The organism is Agrobacterium sp. 22-223-1, assembly GCF_053522385.1.
The window spans coordinates 355086-371917 of record NZ_JBNWCN010000003.1 but is presented as its reverse complement, the minus strand read 5'-3'; the positions used below and the strand labels follow the sequence as shown (position 1 = coordinate 371917).

Genomic DNA, 16832 nt, shown 5'->3' with positions numbered 1-16832 from the left:
GCCGAAACGACAAGGCCGTCGAATGAACTACGACTGAATAATCTCTTCAGCTTCCGTTCCAACGGGACCGTCTAAAACAAAGACGTTCAACCGCGGTCCTATCCGCCTGAGGAGACACAGTCATGATCCGGAAGTCTTTTATTGCTAGTGCACTCGTTGCTCTCGTTGGCATCGCCGCCACGGCACCCGCCATGGCCAATGATGTGCGCATCGAACAATATGGCTGGTCCAACTCTGCCGGTGGCGCGCAGGAAGGTTATGGCAACCGGATCCGCACCTACCAGAACGGCGGTTACAACCGGATTGTCGGCCATCAGTACGGTCGGCAAAACCTTTCGGCCGTCGGTCAGGAGGGGCATGACAATTACGGCTCCACCTATCAGAACGGCAGCCGCAACGTGGCCGGTATCGGGCAATTCGGCTCCAACCACACCACCATCCTCACCCAGGACGGCAACGGCAACATCGCGGCCGGTGTTCAGGTAGGCCGTGGCTGCAGCGCCAATGTGAGCCAGGGCGGCAACGACAATGTCGCGGCCTTCGTGCAAGCCTGCCCTTAAGCAGTCGGCGATGAGGTGAAACGGGTCGAGATCGAAATATCAGATCATCAGGGAGACGAGCCATGCCCCATACCCTCAGACATCCGCGCCGTCTGGCGGCGATCCTTGCAACGGCCCTGCTTTCTTTCGGCGCCGTTGCAGCCATATCGACTGCAAAGGAACCGGCCGAAGGGCAGCGCTGCGAGATCGGGGCAACACCGCAGGCCGGCACGGTAAGGCTGGAGGCCGTCACGAAGGGTGACGCCGGTGGCCGCGGGACTTACTCCTTTCACGTCGAAAAATCCGGCGGCGGCGGGAGTTCCGTCATCAATCAGGGCGGCGACTTCGACGCGGCTGCCGGACGTTCGCAACTGCTGAGTTCTGTGACGCTCGATGCGAAGGGAGCCCGCTACAAGGCGGTGCTCGATCTCGTGATCGATGGCAGGAGCTTCAGTTGTACGAAGCAGATTGGCGGCGATTAGGCTGCCGTCGTGTCGTATATTTCGGCAGAAAGGGCGGCGGTTTCGGCGCCCTTTTCTTTTGATCGTGCCGAGCCGCTGAACGACATGTGAATGGGCAATTCCGGTCTGGTTCAGTTGCGAAATGCGAGAGTGGATCATCGGCAAGAGGCTGACAGATGGAGATAAGAATGACCAACAACCTATTGAAACTTCTTACCATTACTGCGCTTGTCGGCAGCCTCGCGCCAATCGGGTTTTCCGCACCCGCTCAGGCCGGCGGCCGGATTTCATTCGACCTCGCACCGGGCGATACAGCGGATGGAGATCTTCTTTCCACCGGGCTTCGCGCCTATTCGCTGTACCGTGGCCTGAAGGATGCCGATATCCGGCAGCTCGGCCGTGGCAACGCCGCCGGTATCGCCCAGAACGGCGGCGGCAATCTCGGCTTCATCCGGCAACGGGGCAACGGCCATGCCGCAACATTGGAGCAGAATGGCAACAACAATGCCTATGGCATTTTCCAGTATGGCCGCAACACGCAAACCAATGTGGTGCAGGATGGCGACAATGGCAGCGGCCTGACATTCAGCTATGGCTGGTGAGGCAATAACCGAACTGCCATGCCCACGGCACCTCGCCGCCGCGCGGGATCAATTCTGGAGAGCGGACAGAACCTTTCCGTCCCTGCCCTGCACGATATCGTGCGACGGCACCGGTGGAGTATCGGCAGCGGGCAGAGGCGGAATTATCAACCACGCGCCGGGATATTCCTTGCGAAGATGCCGGGGATTGTAGCGAATATTGGTTCCGGCGGCATGGTGAAGCGTCCCGAGCGTTGCGTCTTTCGACAGGACACCTCTTTTGATCTCGTGGAGTTTTCGCTCGCCATCAAGGGCAAGCGTTGCCTCGGAAAGATCGAAACTGTCGATGTGAACGGTCTGGTCCTTAGCCGTGTCGAGAACCCATCGATCGGAATCGACGAAACCATCGATATAGACATTTCCCGTGGAGGCACGCAGGGACGTGCCTTTCGGCAGGCTGATGCCGTCGACAACATTGCCGTCGGAAAGAGTGCAGTTGCTGAAAGCGGAGATGCCGCCATCGGGCGAGAGATCGAACTCCACCGGTTGCGTCGCGTCGCAGCGCCAGCCGCTCTGGGTGGTTACGCCGTTGCCGGTGATCCGCATGGTCTGCGGGGTAAAGCCCACCGTTTCGTAATTCTCGTTGGTTTTTATCGCGATATAACGGGCGATCTCGACAGCATCGATATCCGCCACCGGCAAGGGATGCGGAAACACGGCCCGTTCGAAGGCTTCCCTGTTATTGGCAATGGCCAGTTCGAGTTTCGTGCCCTTGGGCATATCGATCTGGCCAAGGCGCGCCGGCTCGAGCAGTTCCGGCCGATGGCTTGCCGCCCTCTCTTTGTCATAGGCTCGCATCTGCAGATAAAAATCACCGAACCGACAGAGGGTGAAAAGCGCGACGGCGGTTACCAGCCCATAGGGCAGGATCATCGGGCGCTTCCAGCGGCCTGCCACATATCGTACGAACAGCGAGAGCGTCCAGACGATCCATATGAGGGTCGTGATGAGCAAGAAGGCAAGAAGAAGCAGCGCTTCGACGGAGGGGAGTGCGACAGGGATCATGCAAACCAATGGTCCTGGGCGGATCGTTTTGATCCTGAAGAGACATCAGAGCTTTAGCCCACAAGCGGTTGTCTTTTCAACTCTGGGGATGGCGGGCGGAACAAGCCACCGATCTGCTGTGACATTTTGCGGTGTTAACCGGGCGACAGATAGCCGCCGCCCGATCAACGGACTTATGGGGCGTCAGCCGCCAAGCACGAAACGGGAGAATGCCAGGGCATTGCGGGCATCCTCATCCATTTTCGCGAGATCGGCGCCGCCGCTGAGATCGCGCCACACCTTGATGTCGGAGCCGATCGTGCCGCCGGTCTTGACGAACGGCTCCATGACGACCGCGCCGGTGTAATTGATATCGCGAAGGGCGAGGCCGATTTCGTGCCAGGGCATTCTGCCCTTGCCCGGTACGCGGCGATTGCTCTCGCCGGTATGGAAATGCCCCAGCAACGGGCCAGCCGTGCGTATGGCCTCGCCAAAGCTGTCTTCCTCGATATTCATGTGGAAGGTATCCAGCATGACTTTCACGTTGTTCTTGCCGACATCCTTAACGAAAGCGACGCCTTCGGCCGCCGTGTTGAGCACGTGGTTTTCGAAGCGGTTGAGGACTTCGATGCACAGGTTGATGCCGAGATCATTGGCGAAATCGGCAATGCCGTGAATGCCTTCGACACCGCGCGCATAATCGCCCGCCTTGTCGACCGGCTGCGAATAGTCGATCGGCCAATAGGAATGCAATGCCCCGCCGATGATGTGGATATCGAGCTTGGCGACATTGGACAGGGTACGTTCAAAGAACGCCTTGCCGGCTGCGCGAACCGCAGCATCCTCCGACGACAGGTTCCTGGTTTTCGAAGGGCCGATGCCGGCGGTGAGGATGATGCCGTTATCCTTCGCGCTCTGCCTGATGACGGCGAGTTCGGCGTCGCTGTATTCATTGATGTGGTGGGCGGCGACTTCGATGATATCGAACCCGAGCTTGGCGACCTTCTCGATATAGGGGCCGAACTTGGCGCTCCACTCATGTTCCCAGTAGGAGTAATAGATGCCGTGTTTCATGGGTGTCTCTTTCGCTTTTCTGTTTCGCTTGACTTTGGATAGGGAGGAGCAGCCCTTCAGGCAGGTTCAGGACGCGGAACTGCTTCCCGGATTTCCGATGCGAAGATCCGGCTCCGTGCTTGTCGATGTAATGAAGCGGCCGTTGGGGAGATCGTTTTCCTCCACCTTCCGGTTGATCTCGTCCTCGCCGAGACCGAAGCTCCGCCAGCGGTCCCGCAGCCGCGCACGCAGATCCTCCTCGTCGACATCAACGAAAATCGTGAGATCGAAGATCGGCTTGAGGCGATCCCATGGCGACTGGCCGGCGAGGAGATAATTGCCCTCGCAGACGATGATATCGACGGATTGCGGGATCAGGCGGCCGCCGGCGCGGGCGATTTCGATGGCGCGGTCAAAGACGGGGACGGCAACGACATCGTCTTCATTGGCCTTCAGGCGCTCAAGCATGTGGCGCAGGCCGTGAGCATCGAAGGTATCGATGGCACCCTTGAAGGGACGGCGTTTCATCTCTTCCAGAACGGCATCGTCATAATGAAAGCCATCCATCGGGAACAGCGCGGCGAACACGCCTTCGCCTGCGTTCAACGCATCGACCACGCATTCGGCGATGGTTGATTTTCCCGATCCGGGGGCACCGGCAATCGCAATCATCACACGCCGGCCCTTCGACCCTTCCAGTCGCTGGAGGGCAAGGCCCGCAATCTCGCGGGCATTATCGTCAATTTTACTCAAGGTGCTTGCCCCGATAATGAGTGCTTTTAGAAAATGCGGTACTGGTTTGCCTTGTCGCGCAGGAATGACAGTCCCCTGTCGAGAACCTCATCGGCGCTCGGCGCAACCGGCCGCCAGGTCGAAATCGCGCCCGCCATTTCCTTGGGCATCGCGGCGAAGCTTTCGAGCGTCAGCACACCCTTGAAGCCGATGGCTGCGAGCGCCGAAAACACCTCGTCCCAGGCAACATTGCCGCAACCCGGTGTGCCGCGGTCGCTTTCCGACATATGCATGTATTTCAGATGGTTGCGGGCGGCGATGATGCCATTGGCGATGCCCTTTTCCTCCATATTCATGTGGAAAGTATCGAGATGGATAAAGACGTTGTCGGCACCGATGCGCTCCACCAGCGCCACCGCCTGTTCGGCGGAATTGAGCAGATGGTTTTCGTAGCGGTTGACGGTTTCGATACCGAATTGCAGGCCGAGTGTTTTTGCGTGGTCGGCAGCGCTGGAGAGCGCCCTTGTCAGATTGTCATATTCGCCCTGTGTCGGCGGAAATCCGGTTCGCTCATTGGTGCCGCCATAGGTAACACCCGTCAGCGCTTCCGCGCCCATATCGGCGGCCTTGTCGAGCGCGGCATTCAGATGGTCGATTGCCGCATCGGGACGCGCGGACGCCCAGGCCGGCTCCGGCAGCACCAGCGAGCAGACGGCGCGCAAACCGTATTTCTCCAGCAGGGCGCGCGTGTGTTGTGCATCGACGGAGGGGATATCGGTAAGCGGAATCTCGATGAAATCCTGACCGTAATCCGCGGCAGCGGCGATGGACCGTCTGGCATTTTCGTGGTCCCAGTTCAGGGACCACATCATTGCGTGAACACCGAAGCCTTTCACGTCATACCTTCTTTCTGAGAGATGCGAAGTAGCTCGAAAACAGGCCGCGCGCCGCCATGACGACAATCATCAGCACGCCCCAGAGCGCCGTTGCCAGATGCTGGTTGGCCCCGAGAAGATTGAGGCCGGACGACAGCAGTTGCAGAACGATGAGCGCGACGAAGACCGGCAGCACCCGACCGAAACCGCCGAACGGATTGATGCCGCCGAGAAAGGCCGCCAGCACCGTGATCAGCAGGTAGGATTCCCCGTGGCCGACACGGACGGAGTTGAAACGGGCAAGCATGATGATGCCGGCAACCGCACACATCAGGCCCGAGAGCGTGTAGACGAGAACCTGAATCTTGCGCGTATTGAGGCCGGAATAACGCGCGGCTTCGATGTTCGAGCCGATCATCAACAGGCCGAAGCCGAGCTTGGTTCGCGTCAGCAGCACATGCCAGAGGCCGACGCAGACGGTGAAAATCAGAAGCGGGATCGGCAGACCGAGAAGTGTGCCGTGACCGAGCGGCGCCATATAGGTGGGGAAACCGGAAACGTCTCCGCCACGGGTGAGAAACTCGCCAAGGCCGCGCAGGAAAATCATCATCGACAGCGTCACCAGAATGGGGTGCGCACGGGTGTAGGCAATCGCCGCCCCCGTCATCGCGCCGGCAGCGCCGCCGGTGACAAGTGCGGCAAGGCAGGCGAACAGGAATGCGCTCGGCGGCGCATCCACCCCGCCATGGGCCTGCAGCACCCAGGCCGCGGCGAGACCCGACAGATTGGCGGCGAAGGTGACGGACAGATTGATGCCGCCCGTCAGCAGCGGCAGCAGCATCGCCAGTGTCAGCAGGCCAAGTTCCGGCAGCTGGAAGGCGACCGAACCGAATGTCGCGAGCGAGAGAAAGTTATCGGCAAAGGTTCCGAAAATGAGCATGACCGCGACGAAAGCAATCACCGGCCCAGCCATGTCGGCACCGAAAATCGCGTTGAATTTCCGAACGAGATTGTTCATCGCTGTGCGCTCCCCTTCTTTGCGGATGTCCGTAAGGCACTCGGCAAAAGCTTGTCGAAGCGGGTGGAAGAGAGCGTGATGGCGATGAGGATGATGGCACCGACGATCATCTTGAAGGCAAAGGGAGAAACGCCCATCAGGTTGAGGCCGTTCTGGGTGATCGACACCATCAGCACCCCGAGCACGCAGCCGATGACGGAGCCCTTGCCGCCGCCAAGCCGCGCACCGCCAAGCACGGTTGCGGCAAGAACATCCAGCTCGCGGCCATAAAGCGCGTTCGGCACCACCTCCTGCGCATAGTGCGCCTGCATGAGCCCGGCAATGCCCGCCATCAGACCGAGCCAGCCGAAGGAAATATAGTGCATGGCGCCGATGTTGATGCCGAAGCGGCGTGCGCCTTCCGGATTGTCACCGAATGCATAAAGTTTGCGGCCGACGGTGGTGCGGGAAATCATGAACCAGGTGGCAAAGCAGCAGAGGATCATGACCACGACGGGCAGTGTCAGCTCTACCCAGGAACCATCGGACATCTCGCGCTCGTAAAACACCACGCGCGTCGACAGCCATTCGGGCAGGTCGTAGATCGACACGCCCTTGGTGAAGAACATCAACAGCCCGAAGAAGATGTTGAAGGTGGAGATGGTCGCGACGATGGAAATGATGTTGAGCCGCCAGACGAGGAAGGCGTTGACGAAACCGAGACCAAGGCCAACCGCGCCGGCAATGATGAAACCTTCCGCCCAGTTGCCGCCACCCAGCGCATTGAGCGCCAGCACCGTGACATATTGAACGACGGAGGCGGCGACCGCGAAGGAGATGTCGATACCGCCCGAGATCAGCACCACGAGCAGGCCGACCGCGAAGATGATGTTGACCGCCGAGACATTCAGCACATCGAAGGCGTTGGAAATGGTGAGGAACCGGTCGGTGGCGAAGGACAGTCCCGTGCAGAGCAGCACCATGACCATAAGCAGCGTGAATTCGGTTGTATGTCCAAGGATGAGCCTACGCATAGATGGCGGACTCCAGTTCGGTCAGCGACAGGTGTCGCGGATCATAGGTGGCGTGGAACCGGCCTTCGACCATATGGATGACCCTGTCTGTATTGAAATAAACTTCCGGCGGCTCGTCGGAGATCACGATGATCGAAAGACCTTCTGCGGCGAGCTTGCGGACGATTTCGAAGATGCCGGCGCGGGCGCCGACATCGACCCCCACGGTCGGCGCATCGAGGATGAGGATTTTCGGCCCGATGGCCAGCCACTTGGCAATCGCCACGCGCTGCTGGTTGCCACCCGAGAGCGTGCGGATCGGATCTTCCGGCAGGCCGATCTTCACCCCGAGCGCCGAAATCCAGCGGGAAACGACATCGGCCTTTTTAGAGGGTGAGATGAGGCCGCCGCTCAGCAGCCGGTCGAGCGAAGCCATAACCAGATTGTCGGCAATGGACTGCGGCTGGTTGAGGCCAAGCGACAGCCGGTCTTCGGAAAGATAGGCGACGCCCGCCCGGATCGCATCTCGGTTGGAATGAAAATCCACCTTCTTGCCGTCAATCAGGATTTCACCCGATTGCGGCCGATGCATGCCGAACAGCGTCAAAGCCAGTTCCGTGCGGCCGGCTCCCAAGAGGCCGGTTATGCCAAGCGTTTCGCCCCGCCGCAGATCGAACGAAACATCCTCGAACTCGCCGGCCCGGCTCAGCCCGCGCACCGAGAGAACGGTGGGTTTGTCATCGTGATCGGCTGCAATGACGGCGCTATCGAAATTGCGGCCGGTCATCAGTTCGGTCACCCGTGACTGGGTCATGCCTTCGACGGGAAAGACACCGACAAGCGACCCGTCCCGCAAAACGGTTATGCGGTCTGAAATCTCAAGCACTTCCGCAAGGCGGTGCGAGACGAAGACGACCGCGACGCCGGAGGCCGACAGGTTGCGGACGATGTCGATCAGGTAATCCGTTTCCGACTGCGTGAGCGACGCGGTCGGTTCATCCATGAAAACGAGCCGCGCTTCCCCGACCAGCGCGCGGGCAATCGCCACGATCTGACGCTGGGCGATAGGCAGTTCCTTGAGCGGCTTATCAAGATCGATCTCGACGCCGAGCCGGGCCAGCGCCTTTTCGGCCGCCTGCTCGATGGCGCGCTTGTCGACCAGCCCGTATTTTCCATTCACCGCGTACTGGAAGCCGATATTCTCAGCCACCGTCATTTCATCGAAAAGCGCCAGATCCTGCCAGATCACCTGGATGCCAAGCGATTGCGCAAGCGTCGGGTTCATCGCGGTGATCTGCTTGCCGTCGAAATAAAGTTCGGCATCGCTTTCGGGCGTATAGACGCCTGTGATGACCTTGATCAGCGTGCTTTTACCGCAGCCGTTTTCGCCGGCAAGGCAATGCACTTCACCCGGATTGACCTCGAAAGAAACACCCTTCAGCGCGCGGACGCCGCCGAAGGTGACTTTGACATTTTTGAGGGCCAGGAGCGGTTCTGCGCTCATGATAACGTAAATCTCCTTCGCCGCGGCAGCATTGCAGACGTGGCGCTCGGCATGTTTTCCAGATGGGACGTCGCGCGAGTATCACACCTCGCGCGACGCCCTCGGCCTTGGGGAGGATCAGAGGCCCATGGAAACGAGCTTGTCGATGCTTTCCTTGTCGATCTTCAAAAGCTGGTCGACGACGATGGTGTTACCCTCGGGATTGATGGTGCCGAGACCTTCGATAGTGTCGCCGGCCTTGGGTGTCTCGCCCTTGGCGATACGATCCGCGAGGGTGATGAAGACTTCACCGGCTTGTTTCGGGTTCCACATGAAGCCGCCCGTCAGCGCGCCCGACTTGATGAGCTTGGCGCCCTGCCCCGGCGAGAACGGGCCGATGACGAAGACCTTGCCATCCTTGCGCCGCTCTTCGACGGCACGCCCGGCGCCGATCGGCCCCTGCGAACCGAAGGCGAGGAAACCGCTCAGGTCGGCATTGGCGGACATCAGGTCAAGCGCCGTCGAACGGCTCTTGTCGAGGTCCTCCGCCACGCCGTAGCGATCGCCGACGAGCTTCATGTCCGGATAATTGGCCTTGATATAAGCGATGGCGGCGTCAGCCCAGGCATTGTGGAGCGGAACCGTAAGCGAACCGACGAAGACGGCATAGGAGCCCTTGCCGCCCATCTTTTCAGCCAAGAGCTTGCCATGCGCTTCGCCGAAACCCTTGGCGGATGCCAGTTCGAAATCCCAGTCGGCGCCGAGCTGCTTGGGCGATTCATGGGTGATGACCTTGATACCGGCGGCCTGAGCCTTTTTCAGCACCGGCTCCAGCACCTTCGCATCATTGGGCACAACACCGATGAAATCGACCTTCTGGGCGATCAGGTCTTCGATGGCGCGGACCTGCAGGGCGGGATCGGCGCTGGTCGGGCCGACCATGAAACCGTCAACGCCGAGCTTCTTGCTCTGCTCCTTGATGCCGGCCTCCATGGCGTTGAACCACGGAATGCCGCCGATCTTGACGACGACGCCCACCTTCGGCCCTTCGGCAAAGGCGGTGGACGAGAGCAACGCGAGCGACAGGCCGACCGCTGCAGCAATAATTTTCTTCATGATGTTCCTCCTCAAAAAATCAGGCAAACGAAACCCGCCGCAGCCATTTTTCATCTGGCGCGTTCAAAATTTCTCATCTCGCTTATTCGAGACTCTCCCTTGCCACTCCCACAGCAACCATCTAGCACAATCGATATTGCCAAGTTGCACAATCGATGGTGCAATAACCATATCATGAAGCGCCCTTCCGTCAAGGGGATGTGTGCTCTAATAATTGGAATCAGTTGGGGAGATCGCAGTGACGGGTATAAGTTCCAAGAAAGCCACCATTTATGACTTGTCGATATTGTCGGGCGCATCAGCCTCGACAGTGAGCGCGGTGTTGAACGGATCGTGGCGCAAACGGCGGATTTCGGAGGAGACTGCCGATAAGATTCTCTCGCTCGCCAAGGCGCATCGCTACACCACCAACCTGCAGGCCCGCGGTCTGAGAAGTTCGAAATCCGGTCTCGTCGGGCTTCTGGTGCCCATTTATGACAACCGGTTCTTTTCATCCATGGCGCAGACATTCGAGGGGCAGGCACGCAAACGCGGCCTGTCGCCCATGGTGGTCTCCGGACGGCGCGATCCCGAAGAAGAACGCCGCACCGTGGAGACCCTGATCGCCTATTCCATCGATGCCCTCTTCATTGCAGGCGCGACCGATCCCGACGGCGTGCACCAGGTCTGCGCCCGCGCAGCACTGCCGCATGTCAATATCGACCTTCCCGGCAAATTCGTACCCTCGGTCATTTCCGATAACAGGCACGGTGCGGAGATACTGACATCGGCGATCCTTGCCCATGCGGAAAAAGGCGGGCCTCTCGGCCCTGACGACGTCATCCTGTTCGGCGGTCATGACGACCACGCCAGCCGCGAACGTATCGACGGCTTCCACGCCGCCAAGGCCGCTTATTTCGGGGCGGAGAGCGGAGACGATATCGAGATCACCGGCTATTCACCGCATATGACGGAGCTGGCATTCGAACGCTTCTTCGAGCGCAGGGGCCGCCTGCCCCGCTGTTTCTTCGTCAATTCATCGATAAATTTCGAAGGCCTGCTGCGTTTCATGGGGCGTCATGATGGCGAGGCCTTCGGCGACATCGTTGTCGGCTGCTTCGACTACGACCCTTTCGGGTCATTCCTTCCCTTCCCGGTCTATATGATTAAACCCGATATCGCGCAGATGCTTGAAAAGGGTTTCGAACTGCTGGAAGAGAACCGGACCGAGCCGGAAGTCACTATCATCGAACCGAAGCTCATTCCCCCGCGAACCGCTCTCGAAGGCCCGCTCGACGACATATGGGACCCGGTTGCATTGCGTCGCATGGCGAAGTGAACGCGCGAAATCCCGCTTGACCTCAACCGCGCTTGAGGTCGTACCGATCGCATGGTGCTTCACCATTGCAACGGGACAACGATGATCGAAAAACTCATGAGGATGCTGGAAGACGGACGTGACAGTCCGCTCCTGCGCTTTTCAATCGCAAAGACGCTCAAGGCGGCCGGGCAGTTCGAAGTTGCCGCGCTTCATCTCCAGGAGGCCATCCGGCAGGATCCCGACTATTCGGCGGTCTGGGCCGAACTCGGCGAATGTCGTTCACGGCTGGGAGATGACGACGGCGCCATTGCGGCGTGGGTGGAAGGCATCGCGGTGGCCGTCAGGCGCGGCGACATTCAGGCAAAGAGGCAGATGGAGGTCCGGCTGCGACGTTTGCGGTCACGCGCCCTGAAGGGCGGCAGTTGATGAGACGCGTATCACAGGCGCGACTAGGCTGCTTCGCTGCCAGCACAATCGAGCCAATGCGCTAAAAAATCACGGGGAGGTTAGCCAGATTTCATAAAACTGGCTATGATCGCCGGAAAAATCACGGGAGGCGGCTGTCGAGGGCCGGTGATTTATGGGTTTTTCGGATCACATCAAGGAAATCGAGCACGTCGGACAAGGCAGGAATACCGGTCGGGATGCGGTGGTGCTCGAATCCTGGCGGCGTTGTCTCGACACCTATCAGCTTGATCCGGCCAAGGCCCGCGAAGCCGTCATCGTTTCCGAAACATGCCTGCGCGAGCATCGCCAACGAGCTGAAGACCTCGTGCACATCGCCCGTTCCGGCCTGGAGCGGCTATACCGGCAGGTGGCCGAGCAAAACTACGTTCTGCTTCTTTCGGATCAGCAAGGGGTGACGGTCGAGTTTCTGGGCGATCCGTCATTCAACAACAATCTGCGCAAGGCCGGGCTTTACCTGGGCTCTGAATGGTCGGAGCCGCGTGCCGGTACCTGCGCCGTCGGCGCCTGCATCGCCACCGGCGAAGCATTGACGATCCATCAGACCGATCATTTTGATGTGACGCATACACCGCTTTCCTGCACCGCAGCACCGATCTACGATACCCACGGCGCGCTCACTGCCGTACTCGATATTTCACTCCTAAGTTCGCCTGTACTCAAGACCAGCCAGAACATGGCGCGCCATCTGGTTTCCTCGACCGTGCGACGGATCGAACTCGCAAATCTGATGGCCAGCAGCCGCCATGATCTTGTACTGCGCTTTGCGGGCGCGCCCGAATTTCTGGATGTCGACCCCGAAGCGGCCCTGTCCGTCGATGGCTCCGGCCGGATAACGGGCATGACGCATGCCGCCGCACGCCTTCTCGCCGCATCGCGCGGGCTTGACTGGCGCATGCCCGAGCGCCTCCTCGGAGAGCGCGTGGAGGAGTTTTTCGAGGCCGGCTTCGATGAACTCGCCTCCCTCACCCGATCAAGCCTGCCGCAGGAGAGGCGCATCGTCGTGAAGGACGGCATCGTGCTTTATGCGCACGCGATCGAACCGCAACAACACCGGTCGACCGTGCCGCTTTCCCGTCCAAAATCTCAGCCGGTCATGGAAGAGATCGGCGGCGATGGTCCGACGGTTCGAAACCTCAGGCGCAAGGTGGAAAAACTGGCGCCCGCAAAATTGCCGATCCTGCTGCAGGGACAGACCGGAACCGGCAAGGAACATCTCGCCCGCATCATTCATGACGTCAGCGGCGTTTCTGGCCGCTTCGTCGCCGTCAATTGCGCCGCCATTCCCGAGCAGCTGATCGAGAGCGAATTGTTCGGTTATCTGCCGGGAGCCTTCACGGGAGCGCTGGCGAAAGGGCGCAAGGGGCTGGTGGAAGAAGCGCAGGGCGGGACGCTTTTCCTCGACGAGATCGGCGACATGCCGTTTGCGGCACAAAGCCGGCTGCTGCGCGTATTGGCAGAAGGCGAGATCCTGCCCGTCGGAGGCTCCACCCCCCAGAAGGTGGATTTCAGGGTGATTTCCGCATCGCACCGCCCGTTGAGCGACATGGTACGGACAGGTGATTTCCGCGAAGATCTCTACTACCGCCTGAATGCGGCCGTGCTGACCTTGCCGGCGCTTTGCGAGCGCGACGACTTCCCTTGGCTCCTCGATAGGTTTCTGGAAAAACATGGGCTGCCGGGTCGTCCCCTGACGCTCTCCAACGCCGCCCGGATGTCGATCCTTGGCCATCGCTGGCCCGGCAATATCCGCGAGCTGGACAATGCGATAGCCTTTGCCGCCGCCCTTTGTGATGACGGGCTGATTACGGCGGAAGACCTTCCCGATCATCTTGTCTCCGCAACGTCAGCCCCCATGATCGACAGTCGCGGTGCCGATCTCGGCGCGCTTCTGGCCGCCTGCAACGGCAATGTGTCGGAGGCCGCGCGCCGGCTTGGCATCGACCGCACCACCATGCACCGGCGAATGCGACGCCTCGGCATCGGAAAGCCTCACTAGAAAAAGTGAGGCATGCGCCACGGCTGTCGCGCCACAGCTGTGGCGCTGTATAAAACCTTCACTCTGGTAAACCCCCGCAATTTCGGGCTTCCGGCACGGCAAACCGTGCTGGCACGGGCATTGCACCTTCTCCGGCATCAGGAGCCATCGAGGAGAAAACATGCGCGCGCTCAGATTTCATGCAGCCAGGGACCTGCGGATCGAAGACATACCCGAGCCGAAACGGCCGGGGCCGGGACAGGTTCTCGTCCGCAACCGGTTCGTCGGCATCTGCGGCACCGATCTGCATGAATATAGTTACGGTCCGATCTTCATCCCCACCGAACCGCACCCCTTTACCGGCGCCCATGGCCCGCAAATTCTCGGTCACGAATTCGGTGGTGTCGTGGAGGCCATCGGCGAAGGCGTCACCTCGGTCGGCGTCGGTGATCGCGTCTCGATCCAGCCGCTCGTCATGCCGCGATCCGGTGACTATTTCGCCGACCGTGGCCTCTTCCATCTGAGCACGCAGCTGGCGCTGGTCGGTCTCAGCTGGGACGGCGGCGGCATGGCGCAGGCAGCACTCGTCAATGAATATAACGTCCAGAAGATTCCCGAGGAGATGAGCGATGAAGAGGCCGCACTCGTCGAACCCTCAGCCGTTGCGGTCTATGCCTGCGATCGCGGTGGCGTCACTGCCGGCAACAGCGTTCTGGTTACAGGCGCCGGCCCGATCGGCATGCTCACGCTTCTCGCCGCCCGTGCGGCCGGCGCTGCCCAGCTCTTCGTGTCCGATCTCAATGATGCCCGCCTTGAGCTTGCCCGCAGCATCGTCCCTGACGTCATCGCCATCAACCCCAAGCGCGACAATGTCGGTGATGTCGTGCGCGCAGCAACGGAAGGCAAGGTCGGCTGCGATGTCGCCATTGAATGCGTAGGCAATGAACATGCGCTCAAGGCCTGCGTCGATGCGGTGCGCAAACAGGGCGTCGTCGTCCAGACCGGCCTGCATCCGCATGAAAACCCGATCGACTGGTTCCAGGTGACATTCCGCGACCTTGAGATCAAGGGCTCGTGGGCCTATCCGACCCATTATTGGCCCCGCGTCATCCGGCTCATCGCCTCCGGCCTGCTGCCGGCAACGAAGATCGTTACCAAACGCATCACGCTCGATACGGCCGTGTCGGAAGGTTTTGATGCCCTGCTCGACCCCGCCGGCACCCATCTGAAAATCCTGATCGATCTTTCGAAATAGGCCTTCCGCCTCCGCATGCCGGGAAGAGGAGCCCGGTATGCGGGAGCCGTTGGCTTTCGGGGCGGCGCTTTCGCCGCTTCACCATCAGACCAAGCACCATGGAGGAGATGAATATGCTTGATGTCAGTCCCGCCACCAAAATCGACACGGTTCTTTCCAAGCTCGGCAATGCGCTGGAAAATGGAGACATAGACGCCGCCGTCAACCTGTTTCAGGCCGATTGTTACTGGCGCGACCTCGTGACCTTCACCTGGAACCTGAAGACGCTGGAAGGCCGTGAGCAAATCCGCGACATGCTGACGAGCCAGCTTTCCGCCATCAAACCCTCGGGCTTGGTGCAGGATGTGAAGGAGCAAGCCTCGGAAGGCGATGGCGTCACCGAAGGCTGGTTCGAGTTCGAGACCGGTGTCGCCCGCGGTTACGGCCACATCCGCCTGAAGGACGGGCTGATCTGGACATTGCTCACCACCATGAGCGAACTGAAGGGCCATGAGGAACCAAAGGGTATCCGCCGTCCGATGGGCGCGGAGCACGGCCACGACCGCAACCGCCGGACCTGGAAGGAAAAACGCGAAGCCGAAGCCACCGAACTCGGCTATTCGGAGCAGCCCTATGTCGTCATCATCGGCGGCGGACAGGGCGGCATTGCACTCGGCGCGCGTCTTCGCCAGCTTGGTGTGCCGGCGATCATCATCGAGAAAAATGAGCGGCCCGGCGACAGCTGGCGCAAGCGCTACAAATCGCTCTGCCTGCATGACCCCGTCTGGTACGATCACCTGCCCTACATTCCCTTCCCGGAAAACTGGCCCGTCTTCACGCCGAAAGACAAGGTAGGTGATTGGCTGGAAATGTACACCAAGGTGATGGAGCTGAATTATTGGGGCTCCACCACGTGCAGGTCGGCACAATATGACGACGCGACGGGCGAGTGGACAGTGATTGTCGACCGGGCGGGCAAGGAGGTCGTACTGCGGCCGAAACAGCTGGTGCTGGCGACAGGAATGTCCGGCAAGGCGAATATCCCGAAACTCCCCGGACAGGATGTCTTCAAGGGCGAGCAGCAGCATTCCTCGCAGCATCCGGGTCCGGACGCCTATGCCGGCAGAAAGGTCGTGGTGATCGGCTCCAACAACTCGGCGCATGATATCTGCGCAGCGCTCTGGGAAGCAGGCGCCGATGTCACCATGCTGCAGCGGTCCTCCACCCATATCGTCAAATCGGACTCGCTAATGGATATCGGGCTCGGCGATCTCTATTCCGAGCGGGCAGTGGCAAACGGCATGACGACGCGCAAGGCCGACCTCATCTTCGCCTCCCTGCCCTACAGGATAATGCATGAGTTTCAGGTTCCCGTTTACGATCGCATTCGCGAACAGGATGCCGATTTTTATGCCGCGCTTGAGAAAGCCGGTTTCATGCTCGATTTCGGCGATGACGAATCCGGCCTGTTCATGAAATATCTGCGGCGTGGATCGGGTTATTACATCGATGTCGGGGCCTGTGACCTCGTGATCGACGGCTCGATCAAACTCAGATCCGGTGTCGACGTCTCGCATCTGACGGAGAATGCCGTGGTGCTGAAGGACGGCACGGAACTGCCTGCCGATCTGGTGGTCTATGCGACCGGCTATGGTTCGATGAATGGCTGGGCCGCCGATCTCATTTCGCGTGAAGTGGCGGACAAGGTGGGCAAATGCTGGGGCCTCGGTTCCGACACCACCAAGGATCCCGGCCCATGGGAAGGCGAGCAGCGCAACATGTGGAAGCCAACACAACAGCAGGCGCTGTGGTTCCACGGCGGCAATCTGCATCAATCGCGGCACTATTCGCAATATCTCTCGCTCCAGCTCAAGGCGAGACAGGTGGGCCTGAAAACGCCCGTTTACGGCCTTCAGAAGCCGCATCATCTGTCCTGATCAGAGCCCAGGGGCGCAGGCCAA

General features: G+C 60.1%; 16 protein-coding genes. 8 read left to right on the top strand and 8 right to left on the bottom strand.

What is annotated here, in order from left to right; translation table 11 throughout:
* Positions 1-122: 122 nt before the first annotated feature.
* From ACQZ60_RS17060 to ACQZ60_RS17050, 3 genes are all read left to right on the top strand, one after another.
* Positions 123-560, top strand: a complete 438-nt coding sequence (locus tag ACQZ60_RS17060) for a curlin (RefSeq protein WP_080853372.1) — start codon at positions 123-125, stop codon at positions 558-560.
* A 62-nt stretch (positions 561-622) separates the two neighbouring features.
* Positions 623-1021, top strand: coding sequence for a curli-like amyloid fiber formation chaperone CsgH (gene csgH, locus ACQZ60_RS17055; protein WP_448735704.1), 399 nt, complete (start codon positions 623-625; stop codon positions 1019-1021).
* A 167-nt stretch (positions 1022-1188) separates the two neighbouring features.
* Positions 1189-1602, top strand: a complete 414-nt coding sequence (locus ACQZ60_RS17050; protein ID WP_448735703.1) for a curlin — start codon at positions 1189-1191, stop codon at positions 1600-1602.
* 48 nt (positions 1603-1650) lie between these two features.
* Here the strand turns inward: ACQZ60_RS17050 and ACQZ60_RS17045 are convergent, their stop codons facing one another.
* The 8 genes from ACQZ60_RS17045 to ACQZ60_RS17010 all read right to left on the bottom strand — a co-directional run bounded on the left by ACQZ60_RS17045 (position 1651) and on the right by ACQZ60_RS17010 (position 9894).
* Positions 1651-2646, bottom strand: coding sequence for a hypothetical protein (locus ACQZ60_RS17045; protein ID WP_448735702.1), 996 nt, complete (start codon positions 2644-2646; stop codon positions 1651-1653).
* Positions 2647-2829: 183 nt separating this feature from the next.
* Positions 2830-3699, bottom strand: coding sequence for a D-psicose 3-epimerase (locus ACQZ60_RS17040; protein ID WP_448735701.1), 870 nt, complete (start codon positions 3697-3699; stop codon positions 2830-2832).
* A 66-nt stretch (positions 3700-3765) separates the two neighbouring features.
* Positions 3766-4431, bottom strand: a complete 666-nt coding sequence (locus tag ACQZ60_RS17035) for a nucleoside triphosphate hydrolase (RefSeq protein WP_448735700.1) — start codon at positions 4429-4431, stop codon at positions 3766-3768.
* Between the two features lie 26 nt (positions 4432-4457).
* Positions 4458-5306: a sugar phosphate isomerase/epimerase family protein gene (locus ACQZ60_RS17030; RefSeq protein WP_448735699.1), complete on the bottom strand. Its 849-nt coding sequence runs from the start codon at positions 5304-5306 to the stop codon at positions 4458-4460.
* A gap of 1 nt (position 5307) precedes the next feature.
* A complete protein-coding gene (locus ACQZ60_RS17025; RefSeq protein ID WP_338808911.1) occupies positions 5308-6303 on the bottom strand; it encodes an ABC transporter permease in 996 nt (331 codons plus the stop codon).
* Positions 6300-7316 (bottom strand): ABC transporter permease, encoded by a 1017-nt coding sequence (locus tag ACQZ60_RS17020; protein WP_448735698.1) that lies wholly within the window; start codon positions 7314-7316, stop codon positions 6300-6302. Before ACQZ60_RS17020 ends, ACQZ60_RS17025 begins: the two co-directional genes overlap by 4 nt.
* Positions 7309-8799, bottom strand: coding sequence for a sugar ABC transporter ATP-binding protein (locus ACQZ60_RS17015; RefSeq protein WP_448735697.1), 1491 nt, complete (start codon positions 8797-8799; stop codon positions 7309-7311). Before ACQZ60_RS17015 ends, ACQZ60_RS17020 begins: the two co-directional genes overlap by 8 nt.
* A gap of 117 nt (positions 8800-8916) precedes the next feature.
* Positions 8917-9894 carry a substrate-binding domain-containing protein gene (locus tag ACQZ60_RS17010; protein WP_174025129.1) on the bottom strand — a complete coding sequence of 326 codons (978 nt, stop codon included), beginning with the start codon at positions 9892-9894 and terminating at the stop codon, positions 8917-8919.
* Between the two features lie 238 nt (positions 9895-10132).
* On the opposite strand from ACQZ60_RS17010, the gene ACQZ60_RS17005 reads away from it, so the two are divergent.
* The 5 genes from ACQZ60_RS17005 to ACQZ60_RS16985 all read left to right on the top strand — a co-directional run bounded on the left by ACQZ60_RS17005 (position 10133) and on the right by ACQZ60_RS16985 (position 16808).
* Positions 10133-11212, top strand: coding sequence for a LacI family DNA-binding transcriptional regulator (locus ACQZ60_RS17005; protein ID WP_065657731.1), 1080 nt, complete (start codon positions 10133-10135; stop codon positions 11210-11212).
* An 81-nt stretch (positions 11213-11293) separates the two neighbouring features.
* Positions 11294-11620, top strand: coding sequence for a tetratricopeptide repeat protein (locus ACQZ60_RS17000; protein ID WP_448735696.1), 327 nt, complete (start codon positions 11294-11296; stop codon positions 11618-11620).
* Between the two features lie 154 nt (positions 11621-11774).
* Entirely contained in the window at positions 11775-13658 is a 1884-nt protein-coding gene (locus ACQZ60_RS16995) for a sigma-54-dependent Fis family transcriptional regulator (protein ID WP_448735695.1), read from the top strand.
* Positions 13659-13818: 160 nt separating this feature from the next.
* Positions 13819-14892 (top strand): 2,3-butanediol dehydrogenase, encoded by a 1074-nt coding sequence (locus ACQZ60_RS16990; protein ID WP_448735694.1) that lies wholly within the window; start codon positions 13819-13821, stop codon positions 14890-14892.
* Positions 14893-15005: 113 nt separating this feature from the next.
* A complete protein-coding gene (locus tag ACQZ60_RS16985; protein WP_448735693.1) occupies positions 15006-16808 on the top strand; it encodes an NAD(P)/FAD-dependent oxidoreductase in 1803 nt (600 codons plus the stop codon).
* Positions 16809-16832 lie beyond the last annotated feature (24 nt).